At 59.7% G+C, this 17,181-nt stretch carries 17 protein-coding genes; 9 read left to right on the forward strand and 8 right to left on the reverse strand.

What is annotated here, in order from left to right:
- Window positions 1–87: 87 nt before the first annotated feature.
- Complete coding sequence (locus KYT97_RS16185) at window positions 88–1,464, forward strand: NAD-dependent succinate-semialdehyde dehydrogenase (RefSeq protein WP_033233389.1); 1,377 nt, start codon at window positions 88–90, stop codon at window positions 1,462–1,464.
- Window positions 1,465–1,469: 5 nt separating this feature from the next.
- Here the strand turns inward: KYT97_RS16185 and KYT97_RS16190 are convergent, their stop codons facing one another.
- Window positions 1,470–2,201, reverse strand: a complete 732-nt coding sequence (locus KYT97_RS16190) for a GntR family transcriptional regulator (RefSeq protein WP_245005842.1) — start codon at window positions 2,199–2,201, stop codon at window positions 1,470–1,472.
- A 170-nt stretch (window positions 2,202–2,371) separates the two neighbouring features.
- Here KYT97_RS16190 and KYT97_RS16195 point away from each other — a divergent pair, with 170 nt between their 5' ends.
- The 5 genes from KYT97_RS16195 to KYT97_RS16215 are packed head-to-tail and all read left to right on the forward strand — an operon-like array spanning window position 2,372 to window position 6,795.
- Window positions 2,372–3,637, forward strand: a complete 1,266-nt coding sequence (locus KYT97_RS16195) for an MFS transporter (RefSeq protein ID WP_219110245.1) — start codon at window positions 2,372–2,374, stop codon at window positions 3,635–3,637.
- Between the two features lie 53 nt (window positions 3,638–3,690).
- Window positions 3,691–4,485: a putative hydro-lyase gene (locus KYT97_RS16200; RefSeq protein ID WP_219110246.1), complete on the forward strand. Its 795-nt coding sequence runs from the start codon at window positions 3,691–3,693 to the stop codon at window positions 4,483–4,485.
- Complete coding sequence (locus KYT97_RS16205; RefSeq protein ID WP_219110247.1) at window positions 4,482–5,237, forward strand: LamB/YcsF family protein; 756 nt, start codon at window positions 4,482–4,484, stop codon at window positions 5,235–5,237. The genes KYT97_RS16200 and KYT97_RS16205 overlap by 4 nt, the downstream gene beginning before the upstream one ends.
- Window positions 5,234–5,872 carry a 5-oxoprolinase subunit B family protein gene (locus KYT97_RS16210; RefSeq protein ID WP_116102685.1) on the forward strand — a complete coding sequence of 213 codons (639 nt, stop codon included), beginning with the start codon at window positions 5,234–5,236 and terminating at the stop codon, window positions 5,870–5,872. Before KYT97_RS16205 ends, KYT97_RS16210 begins: the two co-directional genes overlap by 4 nt.
- Window positions 5,869–6,795 (forward strand): 5-oxoprolinase subunit C family protein, encoded by a 927-nt coding sequence (locus tag KYT97_RS16215; protein ID WP_219110248.1) that lies wholly within the window; start codon window positions 5,869–5,871, stop codon window positions 6,793–6,795. Before KYT97_RS16210 ends, KYT97_RS16215 begins: the two co-directional genes overlap by 4 nt.
- On the opposite strand, the gene KYT97_RS16220 is transcribed toward KYT97_RS16215, so the two are convergent.
- Window positions 6,753–7,625 (reverse strand): LysR family transcriptional regulator, encoded by an 873-nt coding sequence (locus tag KYT97_RS16220; protein WP_219110249.1) that lies wholly within the window; start codon window positions 7,623–7,625, stop codon window positions 6,753–6,755. The genes KYT97_RS16215 and KYT97_RS16220 overlap by 43 nt on opposite strands.
- A 149-nt stretch (window positions 7,626–7,774) precedes the next feature.
- On the opposite strand from KYT97_RS16220, the gene KYT97_RS16225 reads away from it, so the two are divergent.
- Entirely contained in the window at window positions 7,775–8,629 is an 855-nt protein-coding gene (locus tag KYT97_RS16225; protein ID WP_219110250.1) for an amidohydrolase family protein, read from the forward strand.
- Between the two features lie 13 nt (window positions 8,630–8,642).
- Window positions 8,643–9,476, forward strand: a complete 834-nt coding sequence (locus KYT97_RS16230; protein ID WP_219110251.1) for a mycofactocin-coupled SDR family oxidoreductase — start codon at window positions 8,643–8,645, stop codon at window positions 9,474–9,476.
- 326 nt (window positions 9,477–9,802) lie between these two features.
- Here the strand turns inward: KYT97_RS16230 and KYT97_RS16235 are convergent, their stop codons facing one another.
- Complete coding sequence (locus KYT97_RS16235; RefSeq protein ID WP_245005843.1) at window positions 9,803–10,765, reverse strand: alpha/beta hydrolase; 963 nt, start codon at window positions 10,763–10,765, stop codon at window positions 9,803–9,805.
- Between the two features lie 433 nt (window positions 10,766–11,198).
- Between KYT97_RS16235 and KYT97_RS16240 the strand changes: the two genes are divergently transcribed.
- Window positions 11,199–11,972, forward strand: a complete 774-nt coding sequence (locus KYT97_RS16240) for an SDR family oxidoreductase (RefSeq protein WP_219110252.1) — start codon at window positions 11,199–11,201, stop codon at window positions 11,970–11,972.
- Window positions 11,973–12,246: 274 nt separating this feature from the next.
- On the opposite strand, the gene KYT97_RS16245 is transcribed toward KYT97_RS16240, so the two are convergent.
- The 5 genes from KYT97_RS16245 to KYT97_RS16265 all read right to left on the reverse strand — a co-directional run bounded on the left by KYT97_RS16245 (window position 12,247) and on the right by KYT97_RS16265 (window position 17,164).
- A complete protein-coding gene (locus KYT97_RS16245; RefSeq protein ID WP_095887203.1) occupies window positions 12,247–12,705 on the reverse strand; it encodes a 6,7-dimethyl-8-ribityllumazine synthase in 459 nt (152 codons plus the stop codon).
- 124 nt (window positions 12,706–12,829) lie between these two features.
- On the reverse strand, window positions 12,830–13,363 hold the full coding sequence (locus KYT97_RS16250) for a riboflavin kinase (RefSeq protein ID WP_245005844.1): 534 nt from the start codon (window positions 13,361–13,363) through the stop codon (window positions 12,830–12,832).
- A gap of 143 nt (window positions 13,364–13,506) precedes the next feature.
- Complete coding sequence (locus tag KYT97_RS16255; RefSeq protein ID WP_219110253.1) at window positions 13,507–14,982, reverse strand: MFS transporter; 1,476 nt, start codon at window positions 14,980–14,982, stop codon at window positions 13,507–13,509.
- A 326-nt stretch (window positions 14,983–15,308) separates the two neighbouring features.
- Window positions 15,309–15,695 carry a nuclear transport factor 2 family protein gene (locus tag KYT97_RS16260; protein ID WP_219110254.1) on the reverse strand — a complete coding sequence of 129 codons (387 nt, stop codon included), beginning with the start codon at window positions 15,693–15,695 and terminating at the stop codon, window positions 15,309–15,311.
- A 206-nt stretch (window positions 15,696–15,901) separates the two neighbouring features.
- Window positions 15,902–17,164: an acyl-CoA dehydrogenase family protein gene (locus KYT97_RS16265; RefSeq protein WP_219110255.1), complete on the reverse strand. Its 1,263-nt coding sequence runs from the start codon at window positions 17,162–17,164 to the stop codon at window positions 15,902–15,904.
- Between the last annotated feature and the right edge of the window lie 17 nt (window positions 17,165–17,181).

Here is a 17,181-nt window from a genome sequence, read left to right on the forward strand (position 1 = left end):
GTCACGTTTCCCTGAAACCCGTTGGACGGATTCACTTTCGATGTGGATATCTCGGAATCCTCGAGGGCCCTCGCGCGTTGAACAACTATGGCCAACTACAAAACAGTCAATCCCGCGACAGGTGAAACCGTCAGGGAATTCGATACTTTGGATGACGCCGGAGTGGAAGCCGCACTGGAAAAGGCTCATAACGGCTATCTGAACTGGCGAAAGAGCGCGCCGACGCAACGCGCGCAGATACTGACCAGAACCGCCGAACTGTACAACGAACGTGCCGACGAACTGGCACGCATGATCGCCCTGGAAATGGGCAAGCCCGTTCGCGAAGCCAAGGGCGAGGTACAACTGTCCGCGGCGATCTACCAGTGGTACGCCGATCACGGACCGGCGTTGCTCGCAGAAGAACGACTCGATGTTCCCGGTGCCGAAGAGTCTGTGGTGTACCGACGCCCGATCGGGGCGCTCGTCGGCGTCATGCCCTGGAACTATCCCTACTATCAGGTCGCCCGGTTTGCGGCGCCCAATCTCATGCTCGGAAACACCGTCATCCTGAAGCACGCGTCCAACTGCCCTCAGTCGGCGCTGCTGATGGAGGAGATTCTGCAGCAGGCAGGCCTGCCAGAGGATGCATACGTAAACGTTTTTGCGAGCAACGAGCAGATCGCAGACATGATCGCTGACCCCCGTGTGCAAGGTGTCTCGTTGACCGGAAGCGAACGCGCCGGGACCAGTGTTGCGGAAACGGCGGGGCGCAACCTCAAGAAGGTGGTACTCGAGCTCGGTGGTTCGGATGTGTTCATCGTCCTCGACTCCGACGACATGGACGCCACAGTCAAGGCGGCAGCCAAAGCACGATTGTCCAACGCTGGTCAGGCGTGCAACGCCGCCAAACGATTCATCGTCGTCGAGGACTTCTACGACGATTTCACTCGGAAACTGACCGCGTCGTTCCAATCCGTCACGGCCGGCGATCCGCTGGAAGCGGATACGGTCCTCGGTCCGCTGTCGTCCCAAACCGCAGCAGATACATTGCTCGAGCAGGTTCAAGACGCCGTCGACAAGGGCGCAACGCTTCTGACCGGTGGAGCTAAGATCGACCGACCCGGCGCCTACGTCCAACCGACATTGCTCACCGATGTCACCCCGGACATGCGCGCCTACAGCGAAGAACTCTTCGGGCCGGCGGGCGTGGTGTACAAGGTGAAGTCAGCGAAAGATGCCGTTGACCTTGCCAATTCGTCGGTGTACGGGTTGAGCGGATCCGTCTGGAGTACCGACCTGGACGCTGCTCGTGCGGTCGCCGCCGATCTCGACGTCGGAATGGCCTTCGTCAACGAACACGGCACCACCCTGCCCGGCCTTCCCTTCGGCGGAGTCAAGCGGTCCGGAGTGGGACGTGAGCTCGGCCCTTGGGGTATGGACGAATTTGCCAACAAGAAGCTGATCCGCGTGTCCAAGAAATAGGAGCTTTACGTTCGACCTGACAACTTTTCGACGGCGGCCGGATAGTCGGCCAGGATCTGATCGCGTGCGTCGTACAGATACCGCTGCAGCAATTCGACCGCCGTCGCATTGTCACCGGCTTTCAACGCGCTGTGTATCTCGTGATTCCGGGCGAGATACGGCGAGTGGAATCGGTGTGCGTCGTCCATGACGTGAAAGACCAGTCGCAGTTCGTTCCACACGCCGCCCATCAGTTCGTCGATTCTGCTGCTGTTACTCAGACCAGCGATAGCGCGATGGAAATGGATGTCGGCCGTTCCCACTCCGGTCCAGTCATCGGCGGCCAGACGTTCTTCTGCGAGCTCGAGCGCGGCGGTGACATCACCGAGATTGCCTGTTTCCGGATCGAAGTCTCGCACTCCCGCCGACTCGACCACCCGACGGCAGATGTACAACTCGGCGATGTCGTCAGCTGACGGGACTCGAACGAATACGCCACGGTTGAGTTCGTGTGAAACCAACCGGTCTTCGATGAGGATCTGGAACGCCTCGCGCACGGTATTTCGGGAGACATCCAACGCCGCGCAGATGTCGGGCTCGGACAGTCGTGCGCCCGGACGAAAGCTTCCGTCGATGATCAGCTCGCGCAGAATCCCGGCGACCCGCGCTGTTCGACTGGTGCGCTCGAGGAGCCCTCGATGGGCGGCCAACGCGGCGTTAGCATCCTCTTTCGGAGGATTCAGGCTGGTCAAGTGCACTCCTAGTGGTTTGTTGCTGCCCTCATCATAGTGAGAGCGGGGCGTCCGGACGGCCTACGGCTGCCCCCAAAAGTTTCCAGCACATTAATTATCCCTTCATGGGATTGCAGGATCGTTGAACGATTTTGTACGTTGGGAGTCCTGACATTCCATCTTCACGCGAGGTACCGATGACCGCTCCGATTCAAACCGCAGGTGCCCCTCCGCGCCCGTTCGACTGGTTCCGCACGCTTGGACCGAAGGGCAAGAAGGCATTCGTCGGCGCTTTCGGCGGCTACGGTCTCGACTCCTACGACTTCCAGGTTCTCCCTCTCGGGTTGGCCGCGATTGCCGCGTACTTCTCGATCACGACGGGACAGGCCGGTCTGCTGACCACCGTCACGTTGGTGGTTTCCGCGCTCGGCGGTGTCCTCGCCGGCATCCTGGTCGACCGCATCGGACGTGTCCGCACCCTGCAGGTGACGGTAGCGACCTACACGATCTTCACGGTCCTGTGCGGATTTGCACCCAACTTCGAGACGCTGCTCATCTTCCGCGCGTTCCAAGGTCTCGGCTTCGGCGGCGAATGGGCTGCCGGCGCAATTCTGGTGGCCGAATACGCAAAGCCCGAGTACCGCGGCCGAGCGGTCGCCTTCGTCCAGAGCGCCTGGGCGGTGGGCTGGGGTTTGTCGGTCATCATCTACACGATCGTCTTCCAACTCTTCGATCCCGACATCGCGTGGCGCGTTCTGTTCTGGACCGGAGTCATCCCCGCCTTCCTCATCATCTGGGTGCGCCGCAACCTCGAGGACCCGGAAGAAATCACCGAGAAGCGTGAGAAGAAGGCCGACAAGGGTTCTTTCCTCGCCATCTTCCGCGGCCCGATGCTCAAGACCACGCTGTTTGCTTCACTTCTGGCCACCGGAGTCCAGGGCGGTTACTACACACTCGCGTCGTGGCTTCCGACTTACCTGAAGAACTCACGCGGCCTCGACGTCGTGGGCACCGGCGGCTATCTCGCGATCCTCATCAGTGGCGCATTCCTCGGCTACGTCAGCGGCGGCATCCTCACCGACAAGCTCGGCCGTAAGCGGACCATGCAGTTGTTCGCCACCTTGTCTGCCGTGTTCATGGTTCTCTACACACAGGTTCCCGACGGCGCCAACACCCTCATCATGATTCTCGGATTCCCGCTGGGCTTCTGCACGTCGGCGATCTTCAGCGGATTCGGTTCGTTCCTCTCGGAGCTCTACCCCACCGCGCACCGCGGTACCGGTCAGGGCTTCACCTACAACTTCGGTCGCGCAGTCGGTGCGGTGTTCCCCGCCATCGTCGGTTTCCTCGCAGCCAGCAGTCTCGGTATCGGCGGCGCCATGATCTTCGGCGCCATCGGCTACGGCATCGCTGTCCTGGCACTCTTCGGACTCCCCGAAACCCTGGGACGCCAACTCAACTGATCGGTGTTTTGAACTGATCGGCGCCTTTTCAGGAATGAGGATTGGACTTCACCATGATCGAGAATCGCACCAACCCGGATCCACGCTCGGCTCGCGCGGGATTCAGAGCCGGAGACGTGTTCCCCACGTCCGGAATCGCACCGGGCTTCGCCCAGACCAATCTCATTGCGGTCCCTAAGGACTGGGCATACGACGTTCTGCTCTTCGCGCAGCGGAACCCCAAGCCCTGCCCGGTACTCGACGTCACCGACGCCGGGGATTTCACGACGATTCTCGCTCCCGGAGCAGACATCAGGACGGATTTCCCGCTCTATCGCGTGTGGGTCGACGGCGAACTGACTGCTGAGATTCCAGATGCGACGCAGTACTGGCGCGACGATCTGGTGGCATTTCACATCGGCTGCAGCTTCACCTTCGAACACCCTCTGATGGCCGCTGGGATTCCTCTTCGCCACGTCGAGCAGAACCGAAACGTCCCGATGTACATCACAAATCGCGAATGCCGACCCGCCGGGCGGGTCAGCGGGCCGACCGTGGTGTCGATGCGTCCCGTCCCCGCAGACCAGGTCGAACAGGCGCGCTCCATCACCACGCGTATGCCCGCGGTTCACGGTGCACCCATCCACATCGGCGATCCAGCCGAACTCGGCATCTCCGACCTGAGCCGTCCCGACTTCGGCGACGCTGTGGAACTCCAACCGGGCGACGTACCGATGTTCTGGGCCTGCGGCGTCACTCCGCAAGCTGCGGTCATGGCGTCGAAACTCCCGTCCGCCATCACTCATGCTCCCGGGCATATGCTGGTCACAGACGCCCCGGACAGCGATTACACCCTGGATCTGGCATGAACATCGACCTCAATTGTGATCTCGGAGAAAGCTTCGGAGACTGGCGTATGGGCGACGACGCGGCGCTCCTCGACATCGTGACGAGCGCCAATATCGCGTGCGGATTCCATGCCGGCGATGCGGCCACCATGCGACGAACCTGTGAGATGGCGGTCGAACATTCGGTATCCATCGGAGCGCACATCGGTTTTCGGGATCTGGTCGGGTTCGGCCGACGGCACATCGACATCACGCCAGGTGATCTGTTGGACGAAACTCTCTACCAGGTCGGCGCACTGGCAGGATTCGCTCACTCCGCGGGGTCTTCTGTCACCTACGTCAAGCCCCACGGCGCGCTCTACCACTCCGCATCGAAGAGTCCCGAACTCGCCGACGCTATCGTGACCGCCATGACCGAATTCTCGAATCGCCTTGCGCTGCTGGGACCACCACAGTCTCATCTGCAGAAAGCTGCGGAAGCACACGGCGTCGACTTTGTCGCCGAGGGATTCGCCGATCGCATGTACACCCGGTTCGGGACGCTGACCCCGCGCAGTGAACCTGGTGCGGTCATCTCCGATCCGAACGCCGCGACGGCGCAGGCGATCGACTTGGCCAGCAGCGGAACTGTTCTCACCTCCGATGGGATTGCCATCCCAATGTCGGTGAAAAGCATTTGTGTTCACGGTGATTCGCCTGGCGCCGTTGCCATGGCCAATGCCATCAAGGCGGGCCTGATCAACTCCCGCATTCGGGTGGAGTCGTTCACATGAGTCGCCCGACTATCCTCCCGGCCGGTGAACACGGGCTCCTGGTGGACCTCGACACCGAGGCCGACGTTCTGGCATTCACCCATGCGCTCACGCGCAACACTCCGGCTGGAGTGGAGGATTTCCTGCCCGCCGCACGCACGGTTCTCGTGATCTGCATGCCCACGGCAAATGTCACTGCGGTGCTCCATGAACTGAACGAACTGGCACGCACGATGTCCGAGGCAATCCCGGACGAGCGCGGCGACGATACTCCCTTCACCGTCAATGTCCGCTACGACGGACCCGACCTCGACGACGTAGCAAGGATCCTGAAAATGAGCCGCGCCGAGGTCATTTCAGCTCACACCTCAGCGGAGTGGCGCTGCGCCTTCATCGGATTTGCGCCGGGATTTGCCTACCTGACGTCCGGCGACGCTCGGCTCGACGTCCCGCGTCGAGCCCAATCACGCACCGCGGTGCCCGCCGGCGCCGTAGCCCTGGCCGGCGGATACAGCGCGGTGTACCCGCGAGCCTCCCCGGGTGGCTGGCAGATCATCGGCAGCACCGACGCCGTGATGTGGGACTTGGACGAAACACCGCCTGCCGCCGTACAGCCCGGGCGTCGGGTGCGATTCGTCAATGAGGACAAGCGATGACCGGGGTGGAGATACTCGAAACCGGTCCGCTGAGCTTGGTTCAGGACCTCGGTCGAACCGGTCATCTGCGCTCCGGCGTCGGTGTGTCCGGTGCTGCCGACAGACGATCCTTGCGACTCGGCAATCGACTTGTCGGCAACTCCGAAGACGCTGCCGGAGTGGAAATTCTGATGGGTGGCCTGAGTCTTCGCGCGCAACAGCAGATCACCCTGGCCTTCACCGGAGCCCCCGCGCAGGCGTACCTCGACGGCATCCCCGTCGGACATTCGAGCGTCGTCGTCGCGGACCCCGGTCAGGTAGTCCGCTTGGAGTACGCGCCCACCGGCCTACGGACGTACCTGACCGTCCGGGGCGGAATCGCGGTGCCCAAGATTCTCGGATCACGCAGTACCGACACGCTTTCCGGAATCGGTCCGGCGCCCCTCAAACCCAACGACGTGCTTGAGGTCGGGCCCACTCCAGTCGCATTTCCGCTCCTGGACGTGGCACCTGTTCAGCCGGTTACAAACGGAACACTCGACATTCGGGTGATCTTCGGGCCGCGCGCGGATCGTTTTGCCAATCCGGAAACCCTGACCCAGGGGCGATGGACAATCTCGACCGACTCCGACCGCATCGGTGCCCGACTCGACCGCGTCGGCAATGACGCACTGCTGCAGCGGGTTGACGGACTCGAATTGCCCACCGAAGGCGTTGCGCTCGGTTCGATCCAGGTTCCGCCCAGCGGCCAGCCCGTCATCTTCCTGGCCGATCACCCCATCACCGGCGGATATCCCGTTGTCGGTGTTGTGGCCGACACCGATATCGACCGACTCGGCCAAGCCCGCCCGGGTCAGCAGATTCGATTCATCGGCAGCAGTGGCATCAGACAGTCCTCCATTCAACTGTTGGGAAACTCTGCTGCTAGGGCATCGATGATCTGACGTGTGCCGAGATCGGTTCGCCAGGTCACGTACCACTCCGTCACGCATGCCGGCAAGATCGGTCGCCACGTTCGTCCCGGGGGTTGATGACCCATAGACTCCACGCAGATCAGGACTGTGTCGGAGTCGTCGACGAGGTCTGCACCGGTGGCTGCGCCGAACGTGGTGGTGCGACTCCATTTTGGTGCTACGCCGGTCATCACCAGAATGCTCTCGACGAAGCTGTTCCAGCGGCTGAGGGCGCTGTCGATAGACACGATCGGGTACTGGACGAGCTCTGCGCGATCCACGGCGTCGAATGCCGCCAGTGGGTGATCCTCGGACATCACCACGATTACGGGTTCATTGGTGAGCAACCGGGTTTGCAATCCCGGTCCGTGAATAGCCTCGCCTATTGCGAGGGTGAGGGATCCGCTGACAAGTCGGTCACGAACCTGATTGTGCGGCAGGGTTGTCTGGTTGATGGCATGGTCCGGGCATGATCGGCGGAGGGCCGAGAGCGCTCGGCGCGGGACAGTGAGCGAGGGCTCAGAGACGTGCACGTACACTGCCGGATTAGCGGCGCTGATTCGGCGGGTGGCGTCAATGGCGTCCGCGATGTCGACAAGTATGTGGCGTGCGCGCGTGGCCAGCAGGGTCCCGGCCGGCGTAGGAGCGACCGTACGACTGGTCCGATCGAACAGTTTCACGCCGACGCGGCGTTCGATTCGCAGAATCGCTTGGCTGAAAGCGGGCTGCGCGATGTGCACTCGCTCCGCTGCCCGGGTGAAGTTGCGTTCCGCCTCCAACGCAGCAATGTACTCGAGATCGCGCACGCTGACATCTAGCATGCTCACATGCTAGATCCAGTCGGATTAAGCGTTGGTTATCTCGTCAGAATGGGCTGAGAATTGTGGTGCCCAAAGGCTTACCGACGACCCGCGCCCACCGAGCGCTCATGTCGAGTGCCTACCCCCCTTCGTGAACAGGAACCCAGCAATTGACGTATGACGTAGTCGATGCGCATGTGCATCTATGGTCTGTCACCGACAACGCGTGGTACCCGGCGCTACAACGTATGGCTGGTCAGCTTGAACTACCCGAGTTGTACAGCGACTTTCTGCCTGCCAACTATCTCGATGCGGCCGGAGAGTTCAAGGTGGACGCTTTCGTGCACGTGTCCGCCACCACGGCAGCCCGCACATACCTCGATGAGCAATCGTGGGTCGAAGAACTCGCTGATCGCGCATCACTGAACATGGTGACGATCGGCACCATCGACCCCGCGCTGCCGGAGTCCGAGATCATTGCCGACCTCGAGCATCAGGCCCGCAGTGACCGATTCCGCGGAGTACGTGTGCTCTACGACTTCCACCCCGACAGCACTGCGGCACACACTGTGTTGCAGTGGCTCAACGACCGGAACTATGTATTCGACTTGGTTACGCAGCCTTCGGGCATGTCGGCGTGGCTGAAAACTCTCGAGAGGTACCCAGACGTGGTGGTGGTCTTGGAACACTGCGGTTGGCCTTCATCGACCACGAACGCTGATCGAGACCACTGGGAAGTGGCGATACGCGCCTGCGCTGAGCGGACCAACGCACTGTGCAAGATCTCCGGGCTAGGGATGGTGACCGCCGACATTTCAGCGTCGGCACTCCGACCATGGGTCGAAGGCACGATCGAGGTATTCGGTTGGGAACGAGTCGCTTTCGGATCGAACATGCCGATCGAAACAATCGCCGGTTCCTACGGCCAGCTCATCGAATCACTGCGCTCGATTATCGGCGAATCATCGGACCAGGAACTTCAGTCGTTCTACTCCGAGAATGCCCGCCGCTACTACAAAATTTGAGAATGGAGTGCACATGCCCCAATTCGAAGGGAAAGTTGCGCTCATCACCGGCGCGGCACGAGGACAAGGACGCGCTCATGCCCTTGCCCTTGCCGAAGGCGGCGCGACGATCATCGCGCTCGACTGCTGCTCGGACGTGGAGACGATCCCGTACCCACTCGCCCGAACGGAAGACTTGAACGAAACGAAATTTCTAGTCGAAGAAGCCGGATCTCGTTGCATCACAATCGAAGTTGATACCCGCGACAGCACCGGCATGCGAGCTGCTGTCAGCAGAAGTATCGCAGAATTCGGGCGGCTGGACATCTGCATCGCGAACGCGGGCGTTGTGAGTTTCGGGAAGATCACCGACCTGACCGACGCACAATGGTCCACTATGATCGACATCAACCTCACCGGAGTATTCAATACCCTTCGGGCCGCTGCACCCCCGATGATCGAGCAAGGTTTCGGCCGCATCATCACCGTCGCATCGATGGGAGGTAGAGCGGGCACACCGAATCTCGGGCACTACTCCGCCGCCAAGTGGGGAGTGATCGGGCTGACGAAAACCCTGGCACTCGAGACGGCGGGGAGCGGAATTACCGCGAACACCGTATGCCCGGGAACCGTCTCCACGGATATGGTTCACAACCAGGCGATGTACTCCCTGTTCGCACCTGACATCGACAACCCGACCAAAGAACAGGTGGCCAGTCGATACGCCGGCCTCAATCCCATGCGAGCGCCCTGGAGTGATACATCCGACGTTACCGCGGCAGTCTTGTACCTCGCCTCAGATCAGGCCCGGCACGTCTCCGGAACAACCCTCGAAATCAGCGCTGGTGTTTCTGCGCGTCTCCCGTGAGACAGCGGTGCGTCCGGCAAGGGAATTCGGGTGAGATGACCACCGTAGCGGACCACAATCGCTTCTTTGGTCGGATGGAAAATTGGTAGAAGCTCTCCCGGACTTAGCAGCGAACTCCCGACCGATGACACGAATCGAGTTAGCAACTATCAGGCACAATTGAATACCGAAAGAACAAGCCCCGGAGTACAATTCCGATCGACCACAGGATGCCATGCCCTCATCGACTCCACGCAGACTGCGCATTACTCTCGACCATACCCCATCTGGTACACAGGTTTTCGACCACTCATTTTGTGACAAAGAAGCCCACGGCGACGCCCGTCTCACAAGCTGCCGATAACTCTGCAACGATCAGCAAGCATTCGCCGGGACACCCCGATCTCGAAACTCATACGGTCATACCCGTGCAGGACTCCGGGGAGAACGTGCAGTTCGCAAGAGACTCCCGCCTTGTGCAGACTTTGCGCGTAGGCGATGCACTCATCCCTGAAGATGTCGAGTTCGCCCACCTCGATGTACGAGGCAGGAAGCCCCGAGAAATCCGCGAGACGAGCAGGCGCGGCAACCGGGGAAACCGCATCGCTTCCGAAAGCATCCCCCAACAAAGCTTTCCAGCAGGTCCAGTTGTTGTCATAAGTCCACGCGACCACGTCTTCCAACCCCGGATCCGGCTCGATAGTGCGGTCATCGAGCATCGGATAGATGAGGATCTGTTTCGCCAGTCGCACTCCTCGATCGCGCGCAAGGATCGCAGTTCCGGCGGCCACGCCCCCACCACCGCTGTCGCCCATCACAGCCACGCGAGTACCGTCTACCCCAAGGTCATCAGCATGCTCGAGAAGCCACTGAAGGGCGCTGAACCCATCTTCTGCCAAACCTGTTCCCGTTCGCTCCGGAGCTAGCCGGTAGCCCACGAGCAGCATAGGGACAGTCGATTCCTGTACGTAGTGCCTCGCGAGCCCGTCATAATAGTCGAGTTTGCCGCCGATCATCCCTCCGCCATGCAAGTACACGACCGCAGGACAACTAGTCGATCTGGCGGAATCGATGAAATACCAGCGTAATTCAAGCTCCTTGCCATCGGGAGTCGAGGCAAGATGCGAACTCACAAAGACGCTAGTCGACGGAGGTGAGAGTATCCCGGCCATTCCGAGGTCGAGCAACTCTCGAAGGCCGAGTGCATCGCCGCGCTCGGGGAGCGTCGGGATGCCGTTAGCCATTACTTCCTCGGTCATCGCTACGACTACCGCAGCGAGTTCCGGATCGATCATGTCCATCGATACCATCTTCTGTCCTGTTCAGGATTCGGCCGGTCTCCGAGAAACGTATGAGTGGAACTAACGAACAACTGTACGATTGTTTTCGTTAACGGACAACTGTAGGTTTGTCGTCGTGTCACCGAGAGTCAAGGAGGCGTCAGCGGGTAACACCGGGATACCTCCCCTACCAGTTATACGTAAAGAAGACCCGATTGACCCTCGGTTGACAGGATCACATCACGAATTATCCTCCGCATTCGAACAGCACCCCGAAGCGAGCCATGTGCCGCTACCACAGGGAAGTGCAGAGCCCCCTCGATCTGCTCTCATCAATGGCAAACATCTACCTGGGCCAGCACAAGAACGCCGAAACTCTGAACGCCCCGAAGGGCTTTCACTTGCCCGCCCCAGACCCCCACACCCATCACCTATCACCAGTCCATCGAACGGAGCAAAACGCATGAGTAGCAGGACCTACGCGATCACCGGTGCAGCATCAGGAATCGGCAAGGCGACCGCCGATCTTCTCGTCGAGTCAGGCCACCGAATCATCGGGATCGATCTTCGTGACGCTGACATCAACATAGATTTGTCCGACCCCACGGACCGCAACGCACTCCCAGATTTGGTGGCTGAGCTAGCCCCAGACGGCCTTGACGCCATCCTTGCGATTGCCGGCGGCCCGCCGAATGTCAACTACTTCGGGGCAATCGCTACCCTGAACGGACTTCGCCCCCTCCTTGCAGGTTCATCCGCGCCGCGAGCCGTCGCCGTCACCTCGTTCGCGGCAATCAATGAGATCGACGACCGTCTTCTCGCGGCCTACCTCGAAGGAGACGAACGCAAAGCAGCAGCAGAAACCGAACGAATCACCGCGTCGGGAAGGACTGATCTGCTCTACCCTTCCTCGAAACGTGCTCTGTCTCAGTGGCTTCGACGTGAGTCCATCACACCCGATTGGGCAGGAAACGGCATTCCCCTCAACGGTGTGGCACCCGGCATCATTCGAACACCGATGACGTTCTCAATCCTCGAGAATGAGGACAGTCGTCAATCGCTTCTCGACATGGTTCCGATGCCCCTCAATGGTCCAGCAGACGCCCACGTCCCGGCAAAGCTGGTGGCTTGGCTTGCCAGCGAAGAGAACTCACATGTCACCGGGCAAGTTATCTTCCTCGACGGCGGAGCTGATGCCACTGTCCGCGGCGATGCCATCTTTGCTCGACAGCAGTAGACCTCAGTTCACGTTCTTCGATCTAGATGGCCCAGCACAATCCGCGCTTTGTGGAATCGCTCGAATAGACTGTGACGAAGCACTTTCCACGCGAGCCTGTAACCGTCCCCTTGTCTTTGCAGAACTCGCACCCATCACCTGAGATCAACCCCGATTGAACCCGAAACGGCGAATTCGAGAGGCTCTTACAACATCGACGATAGGTTTGCTTGGTTTCAGTACATCGCACTGACGCTCGACTGGGGCATCCCAGTCGAGCGTTTTCTGTGAACACCTACAAGCTGGGAAGAGACCGCAAGGACGTAAGGGTGGCGGTGCAGGCTTTGGCCGCCTCGGCCCCCTTCTTCTCGAAGTGCTCCGTAAAGTACGTGGTGTGGTCGTTGTGCTCATGAAAGTGGTGCGGAGTCAACACGATTGAAAAAACCGGCACACCAGAATCTAGTTGAACTCGCATCAGCCCGTCAATGACAGCAGTCGAAACGAATTCGTGCCGATAGATGCCGCCGTCGACTACCAAGGCCGCGGCCACGACCGCATCGTATCGGCCACTACGAGCCAACCGCTGGGCATGCAAAGGAATCTCGAACGCTCCAGGTACCTCGAAGAACTCCACATGTTCCCGGCCGTATCCCAGCGTCGTCACCTCGTCGAGAAAGCCTTTACGTGCACGTTCGACAATGTTGCGGTGCCAGGTGGCCTGAATGAAGGCGATCTGACCCTTGATGTTATTCATGATGACTCTCTCCTGTTTATGGCATGGCGCTACGACGCGGCAGAATCACACAGCCGAACGGAATCTCCGAATCCTTTTCGGCCGCTAACTTTTCGACGTAGCGGTTCCCGATTCTCACCTGCGGTCAAGCGTCCTGCGTGACGTAGTCGGCACGGACCAAAATCCTGCGTATCGTCTCGACATCGCAGCTCATTTGCACTATCAGGGCATCTATCGAGTCGAAAGACTTCACATCACGCACATGTGCAACAAAGGCGATCTCAACCGCGACGCCGTACAATTCGAGATCGGTGCGGTCCAGCACGTAACTTTCGATACGCCGATCGCGTACGCCTTCGAATGTCGGATTTGTGCCGACGCTGATCGCAGCAGGGTAGATGTCCCGAGTATCCGTCCGACGCAACCAGCCGGCGTAAACACCATCCGCGGGTACAGCTTGCCGATCGTCCACCGGTACGTTGGCGGTAGGGAAACCAAGCTGACGACCACGCTGGTCGCCGTAGATCACGACGCCGTGTACAGGGCGCGAGAAGACCAAATCCTTTGTTGTATTGAAGATGCCACCGCGGAGAGGGAGACCATGCGTGTCCGGCGTTGAGCATGACTCGGTGACTCGGTGGGCGAGAAGCTCCAGGGGTGTCGCAGATTCCGTTGCCATTTTCGATTCCTCCGGAAGGTGTGAGTGCTGGTGGGACTTCGTGCGTGGTTGCGCGGACAGTGTCGAGCGACCCGACGCCCTCGTAATCCTGGCAACGGGATTCAGAATTTCCTCATTACCGCTGTTGTGCAACAACATTCGAGCTATTCGGAGGTCAGGGCACTTGTCCCGACGCCGTCGCCGGTAGCGAAAGTGCGCTGCGTGGGTGCGCGGCGAGGTATCAGGAAGGCAAGGATCATCGAGATGATGATTCCAGTGATCGCAAGACCGATCGCAATGCCGTAGGCGCTGACTTGTGGAAACTGTGTGCCAGGAACGACCGCGCTCGACAACACGACTGCGAACGCCGAGATGCCCACGCTCTTGCAAATGGCTCCAACGACGACGACGACACCCATCCCTTCACCCATGTTCTCCTGTGGAAGGAATTCTGCGAGCAAGTTGGGAATCGCCGACAAGATAAAGGTGACACCGACACCGCCGAGAATCAACAGCGCGATCATCACTGGCAAGTCTTCTCGTAGGAAATAAAAGCCTGGCAGTGTTACCAACTGGATCACAATTCCGATACCGATGGGCGTCCGCGCCCCCGATATCCGGGCGAGCCAGCCGGACAGTGGAGTGAATAGGAAACCTACGATGGAAAGCACAAGCGCTATTTGGCCGAACTGAGACGGTGTGAGCCCAAGACCCACCGGCGCAGAGGTGGGCCCCTGAAACAGAATCGGTTGCAGCAATTGCATTCCACCCAGCGCTCCGAATGTGACGAACGCGAAGATGCCGAGAGTCAGCGCGTACTGCGACTTGGCAAGTAGACGAAGGTTCAGCAGCGGGTTCTCGACGCGCAATTCCCACAGGACCCAGATGATTCCGATGACGACGCCGAGTCCGATACCGCCGAGCACAGTCACGTTCCCCCATCCTTTGGTCTGCGAAGACGTTGCGCCGTAAAGAATTAGGGCAAGAGCAGGAACAAAGAGGGCACCGCCGACGAAGTCGATCCGTTCTCCGCTTACTCGGGTAACGGGTGAACGTTCTATACCGACAGCGCACATCAGGGCAGCGAAAGCGGCTAGTGCCGCCGCCACGATGAAGATCGCTTGCCAACCGACGTGCTCGATCAGTAGACCAGAGACGTAAAAGCCAGCCGCGCCGGCCAAAGTCTGAACGCCGGCAACAACTGAAAGAGTCACCGGCACACGCCTGGGGAGGACAGCCTCACGCGCTATCCCGAGGACGAGCGGAAGCACCGCGCCAGAAACTCCTTGAAGTGTGCGACCGACAACAACTGCCGCGAAGGTTCCTACGGCGACGCTCACGACCGAGCCGACAATGGACAGCAGCAGGACGATAATCAGAACCTTCTTACGACCGAAGAGGTCGCCAAGCCTGCCCCCGATCGCGGCGGAAGCTCCGACCATCAAATAGAATCCGGTAAACGCCCATCCGATATCAGCTGTCGTGACGTTGAAGTCTGCGATCAATTTCGGCACTACTGCGATAAGCATGCCTGCCTCGAACGCGCCGGTCGACTCTGCGGCAACCATCGCCATGAGAACAAGCAAGTACGGCTTTCTACGGGACTCAGACGAAGTAGTCGGCACCTGTGATCCATCCATTTTTCTGCTTGTCCTTTTCCTGTCGAGCCACAAAAAGTCTCGAGATCTGCAGGGGGACAGTATTGAATAGGGCCCCTTACAGCGCTGATTTGGCGGCTACGGAACGATCTCGAGTTCATCCGGTGGCGCGCGGGGTATCTCGGTATTGATGAACACATCGGCGTTGATGTGATCGGCTTTGCCGTCCTGGAAGTATATCCACGGCACACTCTACGGGAGTTTCTGCGCTGCAGGATCATTCGAGCGTACGGCGTTACCGGTCCATCTTCTACGGAAATCCGGTTCAGGGCCCGGGACGCCGTGCGCCGGGCCCTGAACCGAACAGATCATCCGAAGTCGTGGTAATCCACGACCACACCGTCACGGAAAGTCAGAAATGTGGCTAGATCGAGGCTGATTTTTTCGCCCGCAGCAGCCATACCCGGAACGTCCACAGTCGGGGTGACTGTCCAGGTGTGACGAACGACGACCCGATCGGGACCAAGAACGTCCAGTGATTGGCGGTCGACGAAGGTCTTGCCCGGCATCATCTGCCCGGACGCTTCGAACATCGCCATGATGGCCGGCCGTCCCGCCAACGTCCCCCCGCGATTGTGGTGGGTCAGCTCGGCATCCTCACCGAACACTGCTTCGAGGCGGCCGAGATCTCCGCTGTTGTAGGCATCGATGAACTTCTCGGCGACCGCTGTCAGGTCGATGGTTTGATTGCTCATGTTCACTCCTTATGGGTCAAAAGATGTGCCGACTATGTCCGGCTGAACAGAGTCGCTCTGGAAACTACTGTCCAATATCGATGGAAAGTTGTCAGATCTACTGGGGACTAACGCTTTACAATCGTTAGCCGACAAGTTGATTGCCGGCGATGATCATGCCGTTCGTTCTGGGCGAAACCCCTGAAATACCCGTGATGTCTGCACCCTCAGCGACCGCGACGGACATCCTTGTACGGAAGGTCCCGGTCGGCCGAGTACTCACGCGGCATCCCGAGTACTCGCTCCGCGATGATGTTGCGGGCAATCTCGGTGGTGCCGCCACCCATACAGGCTGCCTGTCGCGTGATGAACGTTTCGCCGATCGCGCGGTCACCGATTGTGCCCACCGGGGAAACGATCCCGTGCGAGCCACCGATCTCGAGTGCGATCTCGGTTTCGCGAAGGTGCCCCATACCGTGGAACAAACGAATGATCGAAGCGGCCGACCCCGGCAGGTTCTCTGTTCGCATGCCTGCAACAACACGCTCGACCAGATGCTGCTGCACCTTGCCCATCGCATGCGCCTCTGCGATCAGCTCCCGCACGTGACGGTCCTCCGAGCGACCCGTTCGGCGAGCGATATCGATCATTCCCTCGGTTGGCGAACGCCGCTTCGGCCCCATCAGCTTTCCGCTTACGTACTGAGAGCCACCGCCCACCGAGTTGCGCTCGTGGAACATCTGACGCGATGCCACTGCCCAACCGCCGTTGATTTCGCCAACAACGTTCTCGATAGGAACCTCGACGTTGTCGAAGAATTCCTGACAGAACTCCTCATTTCCGTTCACCTGCCTGATGCGACGAATCTCGACACCAGGTTGCTTCACCTTGAGGAGGAACATCGTCAAGCCTCGATGCTTAGGTGCATCCCAGTCGGTACGCGCCAGGCAAAGTGCGTAATCCGCGGAATAGGCCCACGAACTCCAGATCTTCGAGCCGTTGAGAATAAAGACATCACCATCGCGAGTGGCGCGGGTGACCACCCCGGCGAGGTCGGATCCACAACTGGGCTCGGAGAGAAACTGCACCAGCGCTTCCTCGCCGCGGATCATCGCCGACAAGTGCGTCTTCTTCTGCTCTTCAGTACCCATATCGAGGATGGTCGGCCCGCAAATGCTGAACGTCGGCGAGTTGAGCAACTGCGGCATCTCATAGCCGACAACCTCTTCGTTGAAGGCATTCTGGTGTGCAGGCGTCAGACCTTGACCGCCATATTCCTTCGGATAGCACAAACCTGCAAACCCGCCGCTGTACAACAACTTCTGCAGTTCACTGGCGCGTTCCCACGCAGCTTCGTCGTAGTCTTCGCTCTCAGGTTCTTCGCCGGTCACCGGCTTTGCCGGAGGTAGGTTGGCTGCAATCCACTTCTTGGCTCGCGCCCGGAAGGGCTCGACGTCCTCGATAGCGTCAATCTCTGTCGGTGATCCCATAATGACTCCCCTTTGTG

Source organism: Rhodococcus globerulus (assembly GCF_019334125.1).
GTDB classification, from domain to species: Bacteria; Actinomycetota; Actinomycetes; order Mycobacteriales; family Mycobacteriaceae; genus Rhodococcus_F; species Rhodococcus_F globerula.